The sequence below is a fragment of the Acrocarpospora phusangensis genome (assembly GCF_016862995.1).
Lineage (GTDB): Bacteria > Actinomycetota > Actinomycetes > Streptosporangiales > Streptosporangiaceae > Acrocarpospora > Acrocarpospora phusangensis.
Genome location: NZ_BOOA01000030.1, coordinates 1 through 20151 on the forward strand (window position 1 = coordinate 1; position 20151 = coordinate 20151).

A 20151-nucleotide genomic window follows, 5' to 3' on the forward strand; every position below is an offset into this window, starting at 1 on the left:
ACGGCATGGGGGCTGGGCGGTCAGGTGATTTCGGTGCGGATGGTTTTGGCGGCTTTGACCATGTTGCGGAGGGTGGTTGCGGTTTCGGGGTAGGTGCGGGTTTTGAGGCCGTAGTCGGGGTTGACCCAGAGGTGGTGGGGTTCGACTGCTGAGGCGGCCTGTCGGAGGGATGTGGTCAGTTCGGTGGTGGAGGGGATGCGGGGGGAGTGGATGTCCCAGACGCCGGGGCCGATGCCTCGGTTGAAGGCGGTGGCGCGCAGGTCGGTGAGGAGGGCCATGCATGAGCGGGCGGCTTCGACGCTGGTGACGTCGGCGTCGAGGTCGGCGATGGCGGTGATGATGTCGCCGAACTCGGCGTAGCACATGTGGGTGTGGATCTGGGTGGTGTCGGCGGCTCCGCCGGTGGCCAGGCGGAAGGCGTTCACGGCCCAGGCCAGGTAGGGGGGCCGGTCGGCGGCGCGGAGGGGCAGGAGTTCGCGCAGGGCGGGCTCGTCGACCTGGATGACGCGGATGCCTGCGGCCTCAAGGTCGCGGATCTCGTCGCGGAGGGCGAGGGCGACCTGGCGGGCGGTGTCGGCGAGCGGTTGGTCGTCGCGTACGAAGGACCAGGCGAGCATGGTGGTCGGGCCGGTGAGCATGCCCTTGACCGGCTTGCTGGTCAACGACTGCGCGTACGCGGTCCATTCGACCGTCATGGGGTGGGGGCGGGAGACGTCGCCGTACAGGATGGGCGGGCGGACGCAGCGGCTGCCGTAGGACTGGACCCAGCCGTTGCGGGTGGTGGCGTATCCGTCGAGGAGTTCGGCGAAATACTGCACCATGTCGTTGCGTTCCGGCTCGCCGTGGACCAGCACGTCCAGGCCGACCTCCTCCTGGAGGGCGACCACACGAGCGATCTCCGCCCGCATCCGGCGATCGTATTCGGGCTGGTCAATGGTCCCTGCACGCAGGGCCGCACGCGCCTGGCGCACCTCGGCCGTCTGCGGAAACGATCCGATGGTCGTGGTGGCCAGCGGAGGCAGGCCGAGCGTGGCCTGCTGGACTGCCTGCCGGTCGGCGTGAGGAGCACGACAAGAAGCGTCGCCGAGAGCGTCGAGCCGAGCCCGGACTCGGTCATCACGGAAGCTATGCGATGCACCGACCCATTCGCCCACGTCACCGCTGAAGTCCGCACGAGTCTTCTGCGGGCCGCCGCCCGTGTCGCCAGCGGCGGTCGGTGCGCCAGATGTTGCGGCCGTCGATCACGCCGGCGACCAGGGTTTCGCCGGGGAGGCCACCGATCGCGGACAGAGCGTCGAGGTTGCCGGGACCGGCGACGAAGTCGAGGGCGATGGCTTCGGCGCGGGTGGCGGCGAGGATCTCCAGCGCGGGGCCGATCTCGCCGAAGTAGGTGGCGACCAGGATCGAGGGACGGCAACTGAGGTCAGCGAGGCGCTGGTACGCCCGGGCGAGGGCCGCGAGTTCTTCGCCGGTACGGTCCCCCGCCGGCACCGGCTCATCCAGCTGAACCTCGGCGACCCCCGGCGGCGGCCAGCCTTTCGAGCAGTTCGGCGTACACCTCGACCAGGCCGTCGAGCAGGCGCAGCGGTACGAACCCCGAGACGACGGGCTTACCGAGCAGCAGGAACGAGAGCGGCCCGAGGAACACCGGCCGGGTCTCCAGGCCGAGCTCTTTCGCCTCCAGGTACTCGGAGAGCGGTTTGCTCCAGTCGAGCCGGAACCGGATGTCCGGCCCGAGTTCGGGCACCAGGTAGTGGTAAACCACTTGGTCATCTCCAGCGGCGCGACGTCGGCGGCGCCCCGGGCCATCGTGAAGTACGGATCCGGCGTCCCGCAGAACCGCCCGGGCACCGCGCCGACCATGACGATGGTGTCGAGTACGTGGTCGTACAGGGAGAAGGTGTTGGACGGGACGGTGCCGAGCCCGGCTGACGACAGGTCGCGCCAGACGTCGGCGCGCAGGCCGGCGCTGATCTAGCCGAGGCGCGCGGCGTCGATGCGCCCAGCCCAGAGGGCCTCGGTGGCGTGTTCGAGTTCGCGGTCGGGGCCGATTCTCCGGTAACCCAGGATGGTGGTGCTCACAGCGGAGTTCACGGTGGAGCTCATGGCGTCCTTCCCTCGGCTCGTGCCATGGACGGCCGCGGCCACGGAGAGAAGGAACGGCGAAGCCGGCCCCTGGCCCTCCCACGAGGCCGTGGACCACCGCACACCGGACGGCGTACGGGCGGAGGGCAGGTCTTCGGACTCGTGGGCGCCGTGCACGCTCCTACCGGCCGCCGCTTCCCAGATGCCAGGCATCCAGTGCTGTTGACGGCTTTCGTTCCCACTCACCGCTGCGGGGCAGTCCCGGATTTCCACCGGGTTCCCTCTTACGACGCCCATCCCCGGCAGGGACGGGCGAACCAACCGCGCCGGCAGCATACCCACAGCGCGAGCGGCCCCGCCCCGAAGCGGAGTTTTCCCTTCCCGTGGTCTTTCCGTTGACCGCATGGGGGGACGAGGAGCCCGGGGAGCGCGCGCTGCCCGGCACTGGCAGGGCACAGAGAAGAGCACAAAACGGGTAAACGACAGCGAAATCCCAAGGGGGTGCGTTTATTTGACCGCTCTTATCAGCAAATTTCCGACCTAGCCCCACTTCTATGAATATTTCCGAATTCGGGTGATGAGTAGGGCTATATGGACGTCAACGTCGTGTTGCTGGCGGTTGTGATCATTACCGCGTTGTGTTTTGACTTTACCAATGGGTTTCATGACACCGCGAACGCGATGGCGACGTCGATCGCGACGGAAGCGCTGCGGCCGAAGATAGCCGTCGGCCTGGCGGCGCTGCTGAACTTCGCCGGCGCGTTCCTCTCCCTGAAAGTCGCCGCGACGATCGCGACAGGCATCGTGGAAACAGGCGCGATCACGCTCACCGTCGTCTTCGCCGGCCTGATCGGCGGCCTCGCCTGGAACCTGGCCACCTGGTATTTCGGCATCCCGTCGAGCTCGTCCCACGCCCTGATCGGCGGCGTCGTCGGCGCGACCCTGATCGCCGCCGGCCCCTCCGCCGTCAAAGCCGGCCAGCTGGTCTCCCACGTCCTGATCCCCGCCGTCCTCGCCCCGCTGACCGCCATCCTGGTCGCCACCGCCGGCACCTTCCTCGTCTACACCATCACCAGAAAGGTCCCCGAAAACGTCCGCGGACGCGGCTTCAGGCTCGGCCAGATCGGCTCCGCGTCCCTCGTCTCACTCGCCCACGGCACCAACGACGCGCAGAAGACGATGGGCGTCATCACCCTGGCCCTCATCACCGGCGGCGTGATCGGCAAGGACGCCGGAGTCCCGTTCTGGGTGATCGTCACCAGCGCCACCGCGATCTCCCTGGGCACCTACATGGGCGGCTGGCGCGTGATCCGTACCATGGGCAAGGGCCTGACGGAGATCGAGACGCCGCAGGGGTTCGCGGCCGAGGGCTCCTCGGCGGCGGTGATCTTCTCCTCCTCGCACTTCGGCTTCCCCCTGTCCACGACCCACGTGTGCGCCGGCTCCGTGATCGGCTCCGGCCTCGGCAAACGGCTGGCCGAGGTCCGCTGGGGCGTCGCGGCCCGGATGGGCGTGGCCTGGCTCATCACCCTTCCGGCGGCGGCGCTGGCCGGCGCGCTGGCCTGGTTCGGCACCGACAGCATCGGCGGCGACCTGGGCGTGCTGACCGTCTTCGGCGTCGCCGCCGTCCTGTCCGGCGGCCTCTACCTGATCTCCCGCCGTACGCCGGTCAACGCCGGCAACGTCAACGACGAGTGGAAGACCCCGATACGGGAGCGAGCGTGAGATGAGCGACTGGCTGGATCTGACCGCGTTCGGGCAGGTGGTGCTCGGCTCCCTGGCGGCCGGGGTGGGCCTGGCCCTCTGCTTCTCCCTGGCATTGGCCGGCTTCGCCTCGCCCCGGCCGGTCGCGAAGGCCGCGGGCGTGCTCTGCCTGCTGGTCGTCGCGGCCGGCGCCGTCCTCAGCCTGTACGTGATGCTCCGCAAGTAAGACGGAAGTGACTCAGTCCTCGTAGAACACCCGCTCCACCACGAGCCTGGCCCGGCGGGTGGCGCGCCGGTAGTCGTCGATGAAGTCCTCGGACCCGTCCGGCGGGTAGCCCAGCGTGCGGGAGATGAGAGCGCGCTCCTTGACCAGCCCGGGGATGCTGTCGGCCGCCCGCCCCCTGACCAGCATGATGGCGTCCCTGACCCGGGAAGCGAAACGCCAGGCGTCCACCAGCGTGGCCTCGTCGCCGGCGTCCAGCAGGTCGGCGGCGACCGCGGCCCGCAGCGTGTCCAGCGTGGTCGTGGTGCGCAGCGCGGGAACCTTCCCGGCGTGCCGGAGCTGGATGAGCTGGGCGACCCATTCCACGTCGGAGAGCCCGCCCCGGCCGAGCTTGGTGTGCAGGGTCGGGTCGGCGCCGCGCGGCAGCCGCTCGGCCTCCATCCGGGCCTTGAGCTTGCGGATCTGCAGCACGGCCTCGCCGGAGATGCCGTCGGCGGGGTAGCGGATCGGGTCGACGAGGTCGCTGAACTCGGCGCCGAGGGCCGGGTCCCCGGCGCAGAACCGGGCGCGCAGCAGCGCCTGCGCCTCCCAGTGCGACGACCAGCGCTCGTAGTAGGCCCGGTACGAGGAGATCGTCCGGACCAGCGGACCTTGGCGGCCCTCGGGGCGCAGTCCGGCGTCGATGCCGAGGGGCGGGTCGGGGGCCGGGAGGGAGAGCATGCGGCGGAGTTCCTCGGCGACCGCGTGGGCGGCGTCGGTGGCGTCCTTCTCCTCGGCGCCGGGCAGCGGCGAGTGCACGAACATGACGTCGGCGTCGCTGCTGTAGGAGCATTCGAAGCCGCCCAGCCGGCCCATCGCGATCACCGCGATCCGGGTCGGGAACTCGCCCCGCCGCTCCACCGCGACCTTGTTGACGGCCGCGTCCAGCGCGCCCTGGATGGTGACGTCGTTGAGCGCCGACAGGGCCTGGCCGACGGTCTCGATGTCGATGTATCCGGCCAGGTCGGCGCAGGCCGTACGGAAGAGTTCGCGGCGGCGGAGGGCGCGGACGGAGGCGACGGCGGTCTCGGCGTCGGAGCCGTGGCGGGTGACGGCGGCGGCGGTCTCGGCCAGCAGCGCCTCGACGGGGCGGACGGCGAGGTCGGTGGCGGAGCCGAGCATGGCGACCGCGTCCGGGGCGTGCAGGAGCAGGCCGGTGATGTAGCGGCTGGTGCCGAGCAGGCGGGCCAGCTGTTCGGCGACGGCGGTCTCGTCCCGGAGCAGCCGCAGGTACCAGGGCGTGGTGCCGAGCTTGTCGCTGATCTGACGGAAGCCGAGCAGGCCCGCGTCGGGGTCGGGAGCGTTGGCGAACCAGCCGAGCATGACCGGGAGCAGCGTGCGCTGGATCGCGGCCCGGCGGGAGACGCCGCTGGTCAGCGCGCTGATGTGGCGCAGCGCGCCGGACGGGTCCGCGTAGCCGAGGGCTTCCAGGCGGGCGTGCGCGGCGGTGGTGGACAGGCGGGTCTCCTCGGAGGGCAGGCGCGCGGCGGCCTGCAGCAGCGGGCGGTAGAAGAGCTTCTCGTGCAGCCGCCGGACTTCGAGCGCGTGCCGCTTCCAGGTGGTGGTGAACTGGCCGACCGGGTCGGCGGTCATGCCGAGCCCGCGCCCGATCCGGCGCAGGTCCGCGACGTCGGACGGCACGACGTGGGTACGGCGCAGCCGGTGCAGCTGGATCAGATGCTCCACCTGCCGCAGGAACGTGTACGCCTCCGCCAGCGCCTTCGCGTCGTCCCTGCCGACGTATCCCCCGCGGGACAGGGCGGCCAGCGCCGACAGGGTGGCCCGGCGGCGCAGCAGCGGGTCCGAGCGCCCGTGCACGAGCTGCAGCAGCTGCACCGCGAACTCGATGTCGCGCAGCCCGCCCGGACCGAGCTTGATCTGGCGTTCCGCCTCGTCCACCCGGACGTGCGCCTCGACCCGGCGGCGCATGGCCTGCACGTCCTCGACGAAGTTCTCGCGGGCGGCGGCCTGCCACACCATCGCGTTGACCGACTCCACGTAGGCCCCGCCGAGCTCCAGGTCGCCCGCGACCGGGCGCGCCTTCAGCAGGGCCTGGAACTCCCAGGTCTTGGCCCAGCGGCGGTAGTAGGCGAGGTGGCTGTCGAGCGTACGGACCAGGGGGCCCAGCTTGCCTTCGGGGCGAAGGCCCGCGTCGACCTCCCAGAGGGTGCCCTCCGGGGTGGTGGTGGAGCAGGCCCGCATCATGGCCTGCGCGAGCTTGGTGGCGATCTGGATGGCGCGGTTCTCCTCGACGCCCTCCTTCGGTTCGGCCACGAAGATGACGTCGACGTCGGAGATGTAGTTGAGCTCGCGCGCCCCGCACTTGCCCATGCCGATCACCGCGAGCCGTACGTCGAGCGCGTCGGGCACCTCGGCCCTGGCGATGGCCAGGCCGGCTTCGAGGGCGGCCCCGGCCAGGTCGGCGAGGGCGGCGGCGGTCTCGGCGAGCGTGGTCTGGCCGGTGGCGTCCTGCCCGGCGAGGTGGAGCAGCCGGCCCCGGTAGCCGGCGCGCAGCGCGTCCATGGCGGCGGGCGCGGGCAGGCCGGCGACGGGTTCCGGGAGGTACGCGTCCGCGCCCACCGCGAACAGCAGCTCCTCGCGGGCGCCGGGGCGGTCGTCGAGTACGCGCAGGTGGTCGGGGTGGCGCGCCGCGTGGTCCCCGAGGGCGGCGCTGAGGCCGAAGACGGCGATCATCCGGTGGCGCAGGGCGGGGTCGGCGCGGAAGTCGCCGAGCACGCTCGGGTCCTGCTCGACCAGGCGGGTGAGGGAGGTCAGCGCGAGGTCGGGGTCGGCGGCGGCGATCAGGTCCGCGAGCAGGTCGAGATCACCGACCGCCTCGGGTCCGAGTTCGTCCAGCAGCCGCTCGGCCCTGGCCCCGTCGGCGAAGCCGAGCCGGGCCAGGCGCCCGGCCGTGGTCTGCATCCGGGACGCGGTGTTCACCGCCCCTTCTCCTACCTCGATGTCCGCGACGTCAACCTGCACCTATTTTTCCTTCTTGGAGAGGAACCACCGCAACATGGCGCGCCCCGTTTGGGCCATGTCGTTGACTTCGCACACGGTAACCCGCTGAGTTGTGCGCGTCGTTAGTGGTTTCTGTCCGTAATCAGGTCATCACGCGGTTTGGCCACGCACCCGTGCCGCGTGCTCGGTCACGACCGCGGCGAACGCCTCCGCGAGCGGGCGCCAGTTCGCCTCCAGCCGGGGTCCCGCGGCGTCGACCTGGGAATTCAACTCGCCGGCGGGATGGCCGGTCAAGCCGTTCGTCCATTCGCGGAAGATGTCCGGAGTGGCCTCCGGGTGGAACTGCACCGCCCAGGCGTTGCCGCCGAGGCGGTAGGCCTGGTTCGGGTAGTGGTCGCCGGTGGCCAGCGGCACCGCTCCCGGGGGCGGCGTGGCCATGACGTCGTAGTGGTACTGCACCGCGACCGGCTCGGCCTCGGGCACTCCCGCGAACAGCCGGTCGTCGCGGGCTTCGGGCAGCAGCCGTACCGTGCCCGCGCCGATCTCCAGGCCGTGGTCGCCCCGGCGTACCTCGCCGCCGCAGGCGAGGGTCATGAGCTGCGCGCCGAGGCAGATGCCGAGCACGGGCACGCCCTCCTCGACGGCGGCCTTGAGCAGGTCGCGGGTGGCGGGCAGCCACGGATACTGCTCGTCCTCCCACGCGGCGGCGGCCCCGCCGAGCACCAGCAGCCCGTCCCCGGCCCGATCCGGTACGGGTTCCCCCAGGTAAGGCCGGACGACCAGGACGTCCACCCCGGCCAGCCAGTCCGCGAAGTACCCCAGTCCCGCCTCGGCCTCATGCTCGATGACCACCACGCGCGCACCCATGGAGAGAGCATAAAGAATCCCGACATTCAGGCCGAGGGTGGCATCGAATCGCCCTGTCCCGCCCAGTAAGGTCGTCGCAGATCGAGCGTGAGGGAGACGGCCATGGAGTTCGACCACGTTTCCGTGCCCGGCGGCGACCTGCGGATCGCGCGGTTCGGGAAGGGGCCCCGGCTGATCATCGCGGTGCACGGAATCACGGCGTCGCTGATGGCCTGGCAGAAGATCGGCTCGTCGCTGCCGGAGGACTGGTCCATGGTCGCCATGGACCTGCGCGGGCGCGGCCACAGCGCGAACCTCCCCGGCCCGTACGGGCTGCGCCGCCACGCGGAGGACGTCGAGCGGGTGGCCGCCCACGTGGGGGCGGACGAGACGACGGTCCTGACCGGCCATTCCATGGGCGCCTACGTGGCGGTCCTGCACGCGACCGAGCGGCGGTACGCCCGTACGGTGCTGGTGGACGGCGGCCTGCCGTTGCCGGTGCCGCCGGGGATCACGGTGGACGACCTGCTGGAGCTGAGCCTGGGCCCGGCCATCGCGCGGCTCAGCCAGACCTTCACCGACGTGGAGGACTATGTCGGGTTCTTCCGGCAGCACCCGGCGCTGTCGGACTGGTCCCCGGCCATGGAGGAGTACGTCCGCTACGACGCGCTGGAGACCGCCGACGGGGTCCGCTCCCGCGTACGGGAGGACGCGGTCCGCACGGACGGCCGGGAGCTGCTCACCGAGGCGGACACGATCGGCGCGGCCCTGGCCGGCGTCAAGTCGCCGCTGCTCCTGCTGCGGGCTCCGCGCGGCCTGCTGAACCAGCCGATCGGCCTGCTGCCCGACGACCTCGCCGCGACCTGGACCGCGCGGGTGCCGGAGCTGCGCGACGAGGTGGTCCCGGACTGCAACCACTACACGATCGCGTTCGACGACCGCTGCGCCCGGATCGTGATTGATCGGCTGACTCTTTGACTTAACTACATAAGTCGGCAAACGATATTGTTTAGCTGATATAAGTCGGGATGTGGCGAGCGATCCGGAACTCATCAATGTGCTGCTCGATCATCTGGAGGATGTGCGCGCACGGGTGAGCGCGGCCCGGCGGACCCGGCTCGACGCCCTCGTCCGGGACCTGCGCGCGGCGGGCGGGGACACCGCGGCCATCAGCGACCTCGCCGTCGAACTGCGCATCGAGCTCCAGCTGGCCGGCCTCCCCCAGGACCATCCGGTCCGGCGCGCCCTTCCCACCGGCACGCGCCTGAACCCGGCGTTCCCCGTCGTGGACTGGGGCGACGTGATCGCGCGGCTCCAGCCCGAGGATCTGCGGCGGGTCATCCAGCGGCGGCTGCTGGGCGCCCCGGCGTACGGAGTGGACGAGGTGCCCGAACCGGACGAACCCGACCTAATCCGGCTGGAACGGGCGGACGGCGAGGTACGGCTGCCCGCCTTCCAGTTCCAGGAGTCGCGGCAGGCCCGGCCGCTGGTGCTGCGCATCAACCGTCTGCTGGAGGCGGACGAGGATCCGTGGGGGGTCGCGGGCTGGTGGCTCGGGCCCAACGCCTGGCTGGGGGCCGTACCGGCCGACCTGCTGGACCAGCCGAGGGAACTGGATCTGATGCCGGCCGCCCGCGCGATCTTCGAGGGAGCCTGATGCCGGTCCCGATGCCGCCGACACGCTGCCCGAACACGCCGCGGGCCCAGGTCGTGCCGGCCGGGACGCGCCTGTGGCGGGTGCACGACGCCGCGTACTCCAGCGCCGCCTTCAACCCGACCCAGACCGACCCGCACTGGGGCGGCGGCCGCTTCGACAGCACGAAGCTCTGCGAACCGCCCTACTCCTACCTGTACGCGGCGCACGATCGCGGCACCGCCCTGGCCGAGACGGTCATGCGGGCGATCCCCTTCTCGGACCGGGGCCACTGCCCGGTGCCGCGTAAGGCGATCAAGGGGCGGAAGCTGTCCCGGATCGAGCTGGTCCGGGACGTCACCGTGCTGGATCTGGTCAAACCCGAGGACTTCACCGGGGTGTGCGCGAAGATCTCCCTGATCCGCGCGGAGGCCGCCGAGTACGGGCAGACCCGCCGGTGGGCGGACTGGCTGCGCCGCCACCAGGCATGGGCGGAGGGCCTGCGCTGGCAGTCCAACCCCAGCATGACCAACCTGGTCCTGGTCCTCTTCGGCGACCGCTGCGACGCCGTACGGCCGGTGCCGGGCGAGGACGCCGCCCTGGACGATCCCGGCTTCCTGGATGAGCTCAACGACGCTCTGCGGCCGTACGGGGGTTATGTGCATCCGCCTAGGAGACGCCCTGGTGGGTGAAGGCGGCCCAGATCGCCGGGTCGGCGAAGTCGAGTTCGCCGAGCACGTCGGCGAGGTCCCCGCGTAGGTCCTCCGGGATACGCCGCCCCGGGTCCAGCATCCAGCGCTGGGTCCGGGCGAGTGCCGCGCCGGGCTCCGCCTCGCTCAGGAAACGGTGGAACATCAGCATCATCACCGCGGTGCGCACGTCGTCGCCGATGGCCCATCGCGACCCGACGACCCCGCGCGCGCCGGTCGCCTGGAAGGCCGTGGCCAGGGTCAGCGCCTCGTCGTGGTCGCCGTCGGACAGGTCGCTCGTACAGGCGGAGAGGACCACGAGGCCGCCGCCCTTCCCCGCCCTGCCCAGCAGCCGCTGGACGGGCAGTTTCTCGCCGTCCGCGACCACCAGCGCGGAGTCCGCCGAGACCACGGAGGAGGTGGCGTGCCCGGCGAAGTGCAGCACCGAGTAGCCGCCCGTGGCGACGCCCAGGACCGCCTCGGCGGACGCGGCCGGGACCTCGTCGCCGCCGAGCCACTTGCCCAGCCGTCTCGCGGCCGGGTAGCGGTGGCCGAACAGCTGGGCGCACTCCCAGATCGCCCACGCCAGGTCCGGGTTGGAGATCAGCACGGGCGCCTGCCCCGGGGGTGACCACTGCCGCTCCGCGGCGGCGGCGAACTGCCGGGCGGACGCCGCGTACGAGATGGTCGCCCGCTGGCAGGCACGCACCTGCCCGTCCCGGGACCCCAGGGTGGCGGGCACGTACGCGGCGTGCCAGGGCACGATGCCGAGGGTTCCGGCCGGGACCAGCACGATTGACGGCTCGGGCTCGCCGATCTCCGCCAGGATCGTGGTCAGCGCGGCCTCGCCGGCCCAGTCGCACAGCTCCTCCAGCGCGTGCCGCCAGCGGAGCTCGCCCAGCTCCACGCCGCTGACCAGCTCGTTCTGGGCGCGCTGGTAGCGGTCGAGGCGGCTGCCCCGGCCCACGTCGAGGCCGGGCAGGACGGTGGTCGTGACGGTCACGTCCGGGCGCACGATCAGGGCCAGGCCGGGACAGAACTCGCCGCGCGGGAGCAGGTAGACCAGAGCGTGGCGGCCGGCGCCGCGCAGGGCGCGGGCGATCTCGGCGGGAGTCGGCGGGGTGAGCAGCTCGGCGAGGGGGGTGCCCTCGATGGCGGCCAGGACGCGGTGGCGGAGGTCGCCGGGGATCATCAGGCCGGAGATGCGGACGCGGCCCTCCGGGCCCAACTCGACGGCGGCGCTCTCCCAGGGTGAGGCGGCCGTCTCCGTGGCCAGGTGGGTCTCCCACTCCAGGGCCAGGGCGTCGCGGCCCCGGGCGTGGAGCAGGGCGGGCAGGGCGTCGGCGGCCGTGGCGGCGTGCAGGACCATGGCGCGGCCGAGTTCGAGGGCTTCCACGGCCGCCTCGGGCCAGCCGTCGGCGAGCGCCCAGCCCATGGTCTCCAGCGCGTCGTCGCGTACGGCCTTGGACATGGCCAGGCCGCGTTCCGCGCCGGTCTGGAGGAGCACGTCGGCGAGGCGTTCGCGCAGGGCGCGCAGGCCGGTGTCCACGGCGCGCGGGTCCCCCTTGAGCCGGTACGCCTGCGCCAGGTCCACCAGGAGGATCGGGTAGACGCCGTCGAGGGGCCCGGTGGCGCGGTCGCGGATGACCGCCTCCAGGTGGGCGATGCCCCGGTCCAGGTCGTCCGGCCGGCCGCCGGTGCGGTGGCGCTGGATGAGCGCGCTGCCGAGGACGTAGCGGTGTGCCCCGGTCTCGCCCAGGTAGGTGTCGGGCGCGGCGACGACCTCGGTGAGGGTCTGGATGCCCTGGTCGAGCAGGTGGCGGTCGCCGGCCGTCAGGCCCTTCGTGACGGCCGCGAGACCGGCCTGGCCGCGCAGCGCCCTGCCGTACAGGTCGTCCGTCGTGACGCCGGCGCCGGCGGCCATCAGCTGGTCGAGCGCGCCCGACATGGCCCGGGGGTCGCCGCTGTGCAGCGCGCGCACGCCGTGCGCCCAGGCCCGCAGCGAGTGCACCAGGCGCAGGTCCGGATGGCCCGCGGGGGTGAGCGCGACGATCCGCTCCAGGTCGGCGAGGAGTCGGTCGGCGGTGACGGGGTCCTGCCGCTGGAGGTACTGGCCGAAGCGGACCATGACCCGCAGCAGCCAGACCGCCCGCCGGTCGAGCGTGCCGGGCGCGTACTCCGGCGCGCCGCTGGCCGCGAGTACGACGTCCACCTCGTCCAGGTAGTGCCCGGCCGCGTCGAGGAGCGCGAGGTCGCGGGTGGTGCCGTACCGGTCGGTCATGGCGGTGGCGGCGATGAAGAGCAGCGGGACGCGCAGGGGGTTCTCCCGGCCGTACGCGTCGACGGCGACGCGCAGGTGCTCGATGCCCCGGTCGTAGTCGGCGCCGGAGCTGTCCCTGGCCGCCCGCGCCACGTACGCGCTGCCGAACACCACGTGCGCGGCGGCGGCGTCGAGCCCGGGAGCCGGCACGGCCGGGTTCACCACGGCGGGCAGGTCGGTGAGGATGCGGTCCAGGTCGGCGCCCATCGGGTCCACCCGGAGCGCGGTGAGGACCGCGCCGGACAGGAACACGAACGTGCGGGCCCGGAGCGGGTCCCCCTCGGGCATCCCGGCCAGGGCCGCGACCAGCAGCTCGACGGCCTCCGCGCAGTCGGCCTTCGCGCCGAGGGCCCCGGCGCGCTGCCCGACGGACGCGCCGAGGCGGCTCAGCAGCCACGGCCGCAGCATGTGCCCGTCGGGCAGGTCCGCGAGGACGCCTCGCAGTTCGGCGATCCGCGCGTCCAGCTCGGGGCCCGCGCCCAGTACCGGGTCCGACTCCTCCTGGAGCACGGCGGACAGGCTGGACAGCTGCGCCCGCCGGGGGTCGCCGGCGGGCAGGCGGTCCGCCGCGGCGCGCACGGCCGCCGTCGTCCCGGAGGAGCTCCCGCCGTTGAGGCCGGACTCGGCGAGCGTGACCATCGACAGCAGCGCGGCGATGTCCTGGTCCTGGGGGGTCAGCTCGGCGGCGCGGGCCAGGTGCCGCCGCGCCTCGGTGATCCGGTCCAGGTTCGCGGCCAGGTCCGCCGACTGCGCGAACCGCAGCGCCGCGCCGAGATCCAGCTCCCCCGGCGGCGCGAAGCCGCGTAACAGCAGTTCGGCGATGAAGCCGTGGGCCCTGGCCTCCAGCGGGGTGCCCGCCACGGCAGGCTCGGCGATGGTCCGGCGCGCCCAGTCGGCCGCCGCCGCCACGTCCCCCCGGGCTTCGTGCAGCGAGGCCAGGTTACGGCTGAGATCGATCCGCAGCCCCTCGTCCTCGATCTGCCCGTGCGCCGAGGTCATCAGCTCGGCCGCCCGCCCGGTCTCCGCCGCGTACGCCGGGTCGGTGGCCGCCCGGAAGCCGAGCGCCAAGCCGAGCCGTGCCCTGACCTCGGGCTCGTCCTGGACGTCGAGCAGTTCCTCCAGGCAGGCGATGATCCGGCCGAGCGGCCCCGGCGCGGGATGCTCGCCCTCCTGGGTGAGGTACTCGATCGCGAGCTGGTACAGCAGCTCGGCCCGGCCGTCGTCGCCGGGAGGAAGCAGGGTGAGCGCCTCCTCCAGGTAGCCGGTGGCGTGCGCGCCGTCGGCGGGGTCGTGGGTGAGCGCGAACGAGCAGGAGCGGGCCAGCCCGGCCAGTTGGAGCGCTCCGGCGTCCCGGTCGCGCGCCAGGAGCCAGTCGGCGTGCTCCAGCAGCTCCCGTACGTCCTCGGGCTCCAGGTCCTCGGTCTCGGCGAGCAGGTCCACCAGCGCCCAGGCGAGGTCCCACCGCCACACCGCCTCGTCAGCGGTCCCGCGCCGGCTCCGCAGGGCCGCCACCCGCGCCGCGAATTCACTCACCGTCCGCCCCCTCACGATATAGAGCGAACTATAGTGCTTGATCCACACAAAGGCATGGGTAACTAAAATTGACTTATCCGCTATATGCGACTAATCCATATTGCGCGTGGTCGGGAAATTGCTGACACTTGCGCCGTGGTGTCCCCGAGGATCAGGACCCGGCATGCTGCCTGAGCAGGACCAGGAAGTTGATCTAGAGAACAGCCTGGCCCGGCTGGCCGAACAGGTCGCCCGCGAGCACGAGCGCGCCGCGCACCGCGAACAGATCATCGACCGCCTGCACGCGGAGAACCAGGACCTGCGCCGCGGCCTGCTCCAGGAGGCCCTCACCCCGGTCCGCTCCGGCCTCTACCGCCTGTACGACACCGTCACCCGCGAAGCCGCCCGCCGCGCCACGCTGGACCGGGGCGACGACGTGGTCCCGCTGCTGGAGGCCCTCGCCGAGGAGGTGGCCGAGGTGCTCGCCCGTACCGGGGCGGAGCGCCTGGAGGTCTCCCCCGGCGACCCGTACGACCCGGCCCTGCACCGCCCGCTGCGCACCGAGCCGGGCGAGGACGGCCGCGTCACGGCGGTGGTCTCGGACGGCTTCCGCCTGGCCGAACAGGACCGGGTGCTCCGCAAGGCGGCGGTGGCCATCGGCAAGGCGCCCGAGCAGACGGGCGAAAGCGACACCCCGGACAGCGAGGAGAACGCCTGATGGCCGTGCACGGGATAGACCTGGGCACCACCTACTCCTGCATCGCCAGCGTGGACGACGTGAGCCGCCCGACGGTGCACCGCAACCAGGAGGACACCGACACCACGCCCTCGGTGGTCTTCTTCGAGACGCCCGACAACGTGGTGGTCGGCCAGACGGCCAAGGACAGCGCGGTCATCGAGCCCGATCTGGTGGTGAGCCGGATCAAGCGCGACATGGGCCACGAGGTCACCAGGACCATGCACGGCAGGCCGTACACGCCGGAGGAGATCTCCGCGTTCGTGCTGCGCAAGCTGGCCGCGGACGCCCGGACGGCGACCGGGATCCCGGTGGACGACGTGGTCATCACCGTGCCGGCGTACTTCGGCGCGGCCGAGCGGGACGCCACCCGCAAGGCGGGGCGGATCGCCGGGCTGAACGTGATCGACATCATCTCCGAGCCGATCGCGGCGGCGATCACCTACGGCGTGCTCAACCCGGGCCAGGACGCCCGCATCCTCGTGTACGACCTGGGCGGCGGCACCTTCGACACCACGGTCATCACGCTCAGCGGCGGCGACATCGAGGTGGTCTGCACCGACGGCGACCACGAGCTCGGGGGCGCGGACTGGGACGACCGCCTGGTGGAGCATCTGGCCGAGCGGTTCCGCCAGGAGCACCCGGACGTGGCCGACCCGCTCGACGACAAGCAGACCGAGCAGCAGCTGCGCCGCGACAGCGAGGAGCTGAAGAAGACCCTCTCCACCCGGACCCGGCACGTGGTGCGGGTCATGCACGAGGGCCGGGTGGCCAAGGTGGAGATCACCCGGGAGGAGTTCGAGGCGCTCACCCGCGACCTGCTGGACCGCACGATCGACATCACCCGCAAGACGCTGAACACCGCGCGCGGCAAAGGCGTGGCGGGTTTCGACCATTTAGTCCTGGTCGGCGGCTCGGCCAAGATGCCCGCGGTGACCGAGGCGCTGACCAAGGAGCTCGGCGTCACGCCGCGCCTCCAGGACCCGGACCTGGCCGTGGCGAAGGGCGCCGCCCTGTACGCCTTCGAGGAGACCTACCGCCGCCTGCTGGACTCCGGCGACCGGGCCGGCGCGGAGGAGATGGCCGCCAGGGCGGGCCTGTCCGACGGCCAGCGGCAGGAGATCGCCGGGCGCACGATCAGGACGGTCGCCTCCCGCGCGTTCGGCATCAAGGCCACCGCCAGCAACACCCGCCGCGAGTACGTGGCGCACCTGGTCAACGCCAACGACCCGCTGCCCGCCGACGTCACCGAGGGCTTCGCCACCCTGGACGACTTCCAGACCCGGGTGGCCATCGAGGTGATGGAGCAGGCGGGCGCGGTCGCCTCCGACCTGATCGAGGACAACAACAAGATCGCCGAAGGGGACCTGAAGATCCCGCCGGACAAACCGGCCGGTTTCCCGATCGAGGTCACCTTCACCCTGGACACCTCGGGCCTGCTGCACGTCACCGCCAGGGAGAACGAGACCGGGGAGCGGCTGGAGCTGAGCGTGCAGATCGGCGGCATGTCCGAGGAGGAAGTGGCGGAGTCGCGGGCGGCGCTGTCCCGCGTCCAGGTGAGCTGAGCGATGCCCTTCGACGAGCGGCGCTATCTGCGGGAGGTGCTCGACCCGGCCCGCCAGGCCGGTTCGCCCCCCGAGGACCTGCGGGTTCGTTACCAGCTGCGCCAGGACATGACCCCGGCCCAGGTGGCGGAGACCGTCCGCGAGGTGCGCCAGTGCTGGCGCCGGCAGCGGCAGCTGCTCAAGTTCCGCAAGCTCGTCGACCGGCTGGAGGCCGACCACGCCGGGTACAGCCCGATCTTCGAGGCGGCCGCGAACGGCGACACCGGGCCGCTGCTCGCGGCTCTCCGCCAGGCCGGTGAGCAGGATCGGCGGCGTCTCTCGGACCTGCGGCGGCGGCTGGACGACGCGGCGGGCGCGCTGCGGCTGCTGGCGCCGGAGGTGGTGGCGGCGATCGCCCGGTCCGCGGGGGTCGGCCGGGAGGAGGCGGAGGCGCTGGCCGCCGGGCTCGGCATCGAGATCCGCGAGCCCGACCTGCTCCCCGGCCTGCCTCCCTATCCGGGGTACGGCCGCGCCCGCGAGGCCCTGGACACCCTGCGGAAACGGCACCTCGCGGAATTCGTCCAAGGCGACCGACAATTCCCGATATTTGCCCCGTCGGGGGATTTATCCGAGCAGGTTCGGGAGGTCGAGGCGGACTGGCAGCGGCGTACCCGGGGGCCGTGGACGATCTCGGCGGACACGGTGCTGGCCGCCCTGCGCGGCGTGGACGACCCCGCCGCCCTGCTCCGGTACGACCTGGTGGCCCGGGTGCGCGAACGCGTACGCGAGCACCCCGGCGACCAGACGCTGCTGCGCTACGCCGTGGAGGACCTCGGGCTCGACCCCGGCGAGGCGCGGCGGGTGGTCTTCGCGGTCCGGCAGGAGACCGGCGGACCCAGCGGCCCCCAGGCTCGGCTGCGCGAGCTGGTGGACGCCGGGGAGATCCAGGCCGCCGCCGACCTCGCGGCGACCCTGCCGGAGGCCGGCGACCTGGGCGAGGAGATCGCCGCCCGGCTCGCCGCGGCCGTCCGGCTGCGGGACCAGGCCCTGACCGCCACCGACCCGGACGAGGCGTGGCTCCTGCTGGCCGACGCGCTCCGCCGGGTCCCCGACCTGCCGGGCGCGGCCGGCCTCCTGGCCCGCCTGTCCCCCCACCCCGCCCGCGACACCCACGCCGAACCCCACGACGAGACAGTCGTGATCACCTGGTCCCCGTCCCCGTCCAAGGCGGGCGAAATCACCTACGAAATCCACCGCAACGGCGCCCCCCTCCGCGACCAGCCCGGCCCCAACTCCGGATCCAGCTCGGGCTCCGGATCCAGCTCGGGCTCCGGGTCCGGATCCAGCTCTGGTCCGGGCTCCGGTTCTGGGCCCGGCTCCGGATCTAGCTCTGGGTCCGGATCCGGCGCTGGGTCCGGATCTGGCTCGGGCTCAGGTTTTGGGTCCAGCTCGGGCTCCGGGTCCGGCTCAGGCTTTGGCCGCGTAGTGGACCGCGCGCCCCCCGTCAACGTCCCGCTGACCTACGCGGTGGTCGCCCGCCGTGGTGAGGCCACCGCCAACCCGGCCCCGGCCGCGCCCGTCGTCGTCCTGCCCGAGCCGCGCGACCTGCGGATCACCGCCGGGGACGGCGTCGTCACCGGCCGCTGGACCACCCCGCGCGGGGCGATCGGCGTGGTCGTGCTCCGCGACGGCCGGCCCGTGGCCGTGGACGGCTCCGGCTTCCGCGACCTGGCCGTGCGCAACGGCGCCGGCCACCACTACCTCGTCCGCGCGGTCTACCCCACCCCTGACGGAGCCGGCGTGAGCACGCCGGGACTGCACCGCACGGTCACCCCGCACGCGCGGCCCGAACCCGTGCCCGAGCTGGCGATCACCCCGGCCCCGGACGGACGGCTCCTGCTCAGCTGCCCCCAACCGGCCACTGGCCTGCTGGAGTTCCGGCTGTTCAAGGGCGCGCCGCCGTGGCCGTACGGGACGACGCTGGCGCTGGGCGAGATCCACCGGTCCGGGAGGGCGCTGGCGGCGACGCCGGTCAGGGAGGGGCACCTGATCAAGCCGGAGACCGGGGTGGTGCTGGCGCTGACCGTGGCGGGTGAGCTGGTCACCGTCGGGGCGTACCGGGAGTATGTCAACCTGACCGCGCCGAAGCGGGTCACGGCCGAGCGGCGGGGCGGCACCGTGCTGGTCGGGCTGGACTGGCCGCCCGACGTGCCCGAGGTGGAGATCGCCTGGGCGTCGCGGCGGGAGCTGGTGAGCGCCGCCGCGTACCGGGCGCAGGGCGGCGTGCGGCTGGACGCGCCCGAGGACGAGCCGCTCACGATCGAGGTGGTGCCCAGCGCGCTGCTGCGCGGGGAGCGGGCGCGCGGCCCGGCCGTCCGGGTGGAGCTGCCCGCCGCCGTGCCCGTCCGGTACGACCTGGCCACCGAGGGCCCGCTCTGGCGGCGGAACCTGGTCGTGGCGGTGAGCGCCGACCGCCCGGCCACCGTGGCGCGCCTGGTCCTTGTGCTCAAGCCGGGGCTCATCCAGCCGCTCGGCGCCGCCGACGGGCGGGTGCTCGGCGAGTGGACCGACCTGGCCACGCCCGCCCGCCTGACGCTGCCCGTGCCCCGCCAGGCCAAGCCCTACTGGCTGCGATGTTTCGCCGAGGGAGACGTCGCGCTGCTCGACCCGCCGGTCCGCCGCATGAAGATGGGGTGAATCTTGATCACCTGCCCGTACTGCTTCGCGCGCGTCGCGGAGAACCGCGTCGCCTTCCGGTGCTCCGGCGGCCGGGGCGGGTGCGAGGCGCGGGCGGACGAGGTGCTCGGCCGGCATCGGGGCGGCACGCCGCCGTCGCTGCCGCCGGTCTTCTCGGTGCGCAGGCCGGGACGGCGGGCGGCCTGCCCGGGGTGCGCCAGGGAGACCAGCCGCCGGGCCTGCCCGGAGTGCCACAGCAGGCTGGCCGCCGAGTACTGCGCCAACCCCGGCAGGATCGTGGCGCTGGTGGGGGCGAAGGGGTCGGGCAAGAGCACGTACATCGCGGTCCTGCTGCACGAGCTGATGAACCGGGTGGGCGCCGAGCTGGACGCCTCGCTGACCCCGTGCGACGACCGCACCATCGAACGCTACCGCCAGGAGTTCGCCCGCCCCCTGTACGGCGAGCACCGCCTGCTGCGCGCCACCCAGTCCGCCGTCACCGACCTCAACCGGGACCCCCTCGTCTACCTGCTCACCCGGACCATACGGGGACGGCTGCGCACCCGGGCCGAGTCACTCACGCTGGTGCTGTTCGACACGGCGGGCGAGGACCTGCGCAGCCGCGACGTGAGCGAGCTGCACCTGCGCTACCTGCGGGCGGCGGACGCGATCGTCTTCCTGGTGGACCCGCTGGAGCTGCCGGGCGCGCGGGCGGCGCTGAACGGGACCGCGCTGGCGCGCAGCGGCGGCCTGGACGACGACCCGGACAGCGACCCGCTGAACGTGATCGCCAGGGTGACCGAGCTGCTGCGCCGGACCGGCGGGCCGCTGAAGGTGCCGGTGGCGGTCGCGCTGAGCAAGATCGACGCGCTGCGGCCGTCGCTGGCCCGGCAGTCGGCGCTGCACCGGGCCAGGAGGCCGTCCGGGGCGCTCGACCTGGACGACCGCGAGGCCGTGCACGAGCAGGTGCTGGCGCTGCTGGAGGAGTGGCAGGCCGGGATGGTCGGCCGCTACCTGCGGCAGAACTACACCGACTTCGCGCTGTTCGGGCTGTCCGCGCTGGGCGCGGTCCCGGAGGCCGAGTCGGTCGGCGCGGGCGGGGTCCGGCCCTACCGGGTCGAGGATCCCCTGCTGTGGTTGCTCTACCGGTTCAAGATGCTCGACGGAGTCCGGGGGTAGTCGC

15 protein-coding genes, 1 pseudogene and 1 riboswitch are annotated in these 20151 nt (G+C 72.8%); of the genes and pseudogenes, 9 read left to right on the forward strand and 7 right to left on the reverse strand.

The genetic code is table 11. The features are described from left to right. Positions 1-20: 20 nt before the first annotated feature. The 4 genes and pseudogenes from metE to Aph01nite_RS42480 all read right to left on the reverse strand — a co-directional run bounded on the left by metE (position 21) and on the right by Aph01nite_RS42480 (position 2106). On the reverse strand, positions 21-1154 hold the full coding sequence (gene metE, locus Aph01nite_RS42465; protein WP_307836783.1) for a 5-methyltetrahydropteroyltriglutamate--homocysteine S-methyltransferase: 1134 nt from the start codon (positions 1152-1154) through the stop codon (positions 21-23). 1 nt (position 1155) lies between these two features. Then, a complete protein-coding gene (locus Aph01nite_RS42470; protein WP_307836784.1) occupies positions 1156-1491 on the reverse strand; it encodes a hypothetical protein in 336 nt (111 codons plus the stop codon). A 4-nt stretch (positions 1492-1495) separates the two neighbouring features. Beyond that, a pseudogene (locus tag Aph01nite_RS42475) lies at positions 1496-1974 on the reverse strand (hypothetical protein). Then, entirely contained in the window at positions 1975-2106 is a 132-nt protein-coding gene (locus tag Aph01nite_RS42480; protein WP_307836785.1) for a hypothetical protein, read from the reverse strand. A 107-nt stretch (positions 2107-2213) separates the two neighbouring features. Then, positions 2214-2422, reverse strand: a riboswitch (cobalamin riboswitch). Between the two features lie 254 nt (positions 2423-2676). Between Aph01nite_RS42480 and Aph01nite_RS19060 the strand changes: the two genes are divergently transcribed. Beyond that, positions 2677-3810 carry an inorganic phosphate transporter gene (locus Aph01nite_RS19060; protein ID WP_204042263.1) on the forward strand — a complete coding sequence of 378 codons (1134 nt, stop codon included), beginning with the start codon at positions 2677-2679 and terminating at the stop codon, positions 3808-3810. A 1-nt stretch (position 3811) separates the two neighbouring features. After that, positions 3812-4015: a hypothetical protein gene (locus tag Aph01nite_RS19065; protein WP_204042264.1), complete on the forward strand. Its 204-nt coding sequence runs from the start codon at positions 3812-3814 to the stop codon at positions 4013-4015. A gap of 12 nt (positions 4016-4027) precedes the next feature. Here the strand turns inward: Aph01nite_RS19065 and Aph01nite_RS19070 are convergent, their stop codons facing one another. Then, positions 4028-6973, reverse strand: coding sequence for a bifunctional [glutamine synthetase] adenylyltransferase/[glutamine synthetase]-adenylyl-L-tyrosine phosphorylase (locus tag Aph01nite_RS19070; protein ID WP_204042329.1), 2946 nt, complete (start codon positions 6971-6973; stop codon positions 4028-4030). A gap of 189 nt (positions 6974-7162) precedes the next feature. Beyond that, complete coding sequence (locus Aph01nite_RS19075; RefSeq protein ID WP_204042265.1) at positions 7163-7879, reverse strand: type 1 glutamine amidotransferase; 717 nt, start codon at positions 7877-7879, stop codon at positions 7163-7165. A gap of 102 nt (positions 7880-7981) precedes the next feature. Here Aph01nite_RS19075 and Aph01nite_RS19080 point away from each other — a divergent pair, with 102 nt between their 5' ends. The 3 genes from Aph01nite_RS19080 to Aph01nite_RS19090 are packed head-to-tail and all read left to right on the forward strand — an operon-like array spanning position 7982 to position 10183. Then, a complete protein-coding gene (locus Aph01nite_RS19080) occupies positions 7982-8836 on the forward strand; it encodes an alpha/beta hydrolase (RefSeq protein WP_204042266.1) in 855 nt (284 codons plus the stop codon). Positions 8837-8888: 52 nt separating this feature from the next. After that, the gene (locus tag Aph01nite_RS19085) at positions 8889-9515 is read left to right on the forward strand and encodes a hypothetical protein (RefSeq protein ID WP_204042267.1); all 627 of its coding nucleotides are present in this window, start codon (positions 8889-8891) and stop codon (positions 9513-9515) included. Beyond that, complete coding sequence (locus Aph01nite_RS19090) at positions 9515-10183, forward strand: RES family NAD+ phosphorylase (RefSeq protein WP_204042268.1); 669 nt, start codon at positions 9515-9517, stop codon at positions 10181-10183. Before Aph01nite_RS19085 ends, Aph01nite_RS19090 begins: the two co-directional genes overlap by 1 nt. Here the strand turns inward: Aph01nite_RS19090 and Aph01nite_RS19095 are convergent. Next, a complete protein-coding gene (locus tag Aph01nite_RS19095) occupies positions 10161-14033 on the reverse strand; it encodes a CHAT domain-containing protein (RefSeq protein WP_204042269.1) in 3873 nt (1290 codons plus the stop codon). The genes Aph01nite_RS19090 and Aph01nite_RS19095 overlap by 23 nt on opposite strands. Positions 14034-14196: 163 nt before the next feature. Between Aph01nite_RS19095 and grpE the strand changes: the two genes are divergently transcribed. From grpE to Aph01nite_RS19115, 4 genes are read left to right on the forward strand one after another with little or no spacing between them, the layout of a single operon-like run. After that, positions 14197-14730: a nucleotide exchange factor GrpE gene (gene grpE / locus Aph01nite_RS19100; protein WP_204042270.1), complete on the forward strand. Its 534-nt coding sequence runs from the start codon at positions 14197-14199 to the stop codon at positions 14728-14730. After that, complete coding sequence (locus Aph01nite_RS19105) at positions 14730-16313, forward strand: Hsp70 family protein (protein ID WP_204042271.1); 1584 nt, start codon at positions 14730-14732, stop codon at positions 16311-16313. The genes grpE and Aph01nite_RS19105 overlap by 1 nt, the downstream gene beginning before the upstream one ends. A gap of 3 nt (positions 16314-16316) precedes the next feature. Then, on the forward strand, positions 16317-18989 hold the full coding sequence (locus Aph01nite_RS19110) for a hypothetical protein (protein WP_204042272.1): 2673 nt from the start codon (positions 16317-16319) through the stop codon (positions 18987-18989). A gap of 3 nt (positions 18990-18992) precedes the next feature. Next, positions 18993-20147: a TRAFAC clade GTPase domain-containing protein gene (locus Aph01nite_RS19115; RefSeq protein ID WP_239161807.1), complete on the forward strand. Its 1155-nt coding sequence runs from the start codon at positions 18993-18995 to the stop codon at positions 20145-20147. Positions 20148-20151 lie beyond the last annotated feature (4 nt).

Bases quoted from the DNA above. Each gene is read 5' to 3' on its own strand.
- Aph01nite_RS19080 (WP_204042266.1), top strand. From the start codon at position 7,982: ATGGAGTTCGACCACGTTTCCGTGCCCGGCGGCGACCTGCGGATCGCG.
- Aph01nite_RS19060 (WP_204042263.1), top strand. From the start codon at position 2,677: ATGGACGTCAACGTCGTGTTGCTGGCGGTTGTGATCATTACCGCGTTG.
- Aph01nite_RS19070 (WP_204042329.1), bottom strand. From the start codon at position 6,973: ATGCAGACCACGGCCGGGCGCCTGGCCCGGCTCGGCTTCGCCGACGGG.
- Aph01nite_RS19075 (WP_204042265.1), bottom strand. From the start codon at position 7,879: ATGGGTGCGCGCGTGGTGGTCATCGAGCATGAGGCCGAGGCGGGACTG.
- grpE (WP_204042270.1), top strand. From the start codon at position 14,197: ATGCTGCCTGAGCAGGACCAGGAAGTTGATCTAGAGAACAGCCTGGCC.
- Aph01nite_RS19105 (WP_204042271.1), top strand. From the start codon at position 14,730: ATGGCCGTGCACGGGATAGACCTGGGCACCACCTACTCCTGCATCGCC.
- Aph01nite_RS19110 (WP_204042272.1), top strand. From the start codon at position 16,317: ATGCCCTTCGACGAGCGGCGCTATCTGCGGGAGGTGCTCGACCCGGCC.
- Aph01nite_RS42480 (WP_307836785.1), bottom strand. From the start codon at position 2,106: ATGAGCTCCACCGTGAACTCCGCTGTGAGCACCACCATCCTGGGTTAC.
- Aph01nite_RS19065 (WP_204042264.1), top strand. From the start codon at position 3,812: ATGAGCGACTGGCTGGATCTGACCGCGTTCGGGCAGGTGGTGCTCGGC.
- Aph01nite_RS19090 (WP_204042268.1), top strand. From the start codon at position 9,515: ATGCCGGTCCCGATGCCGCCGACACGCTGCCCGAACACGCCGCGGGCC.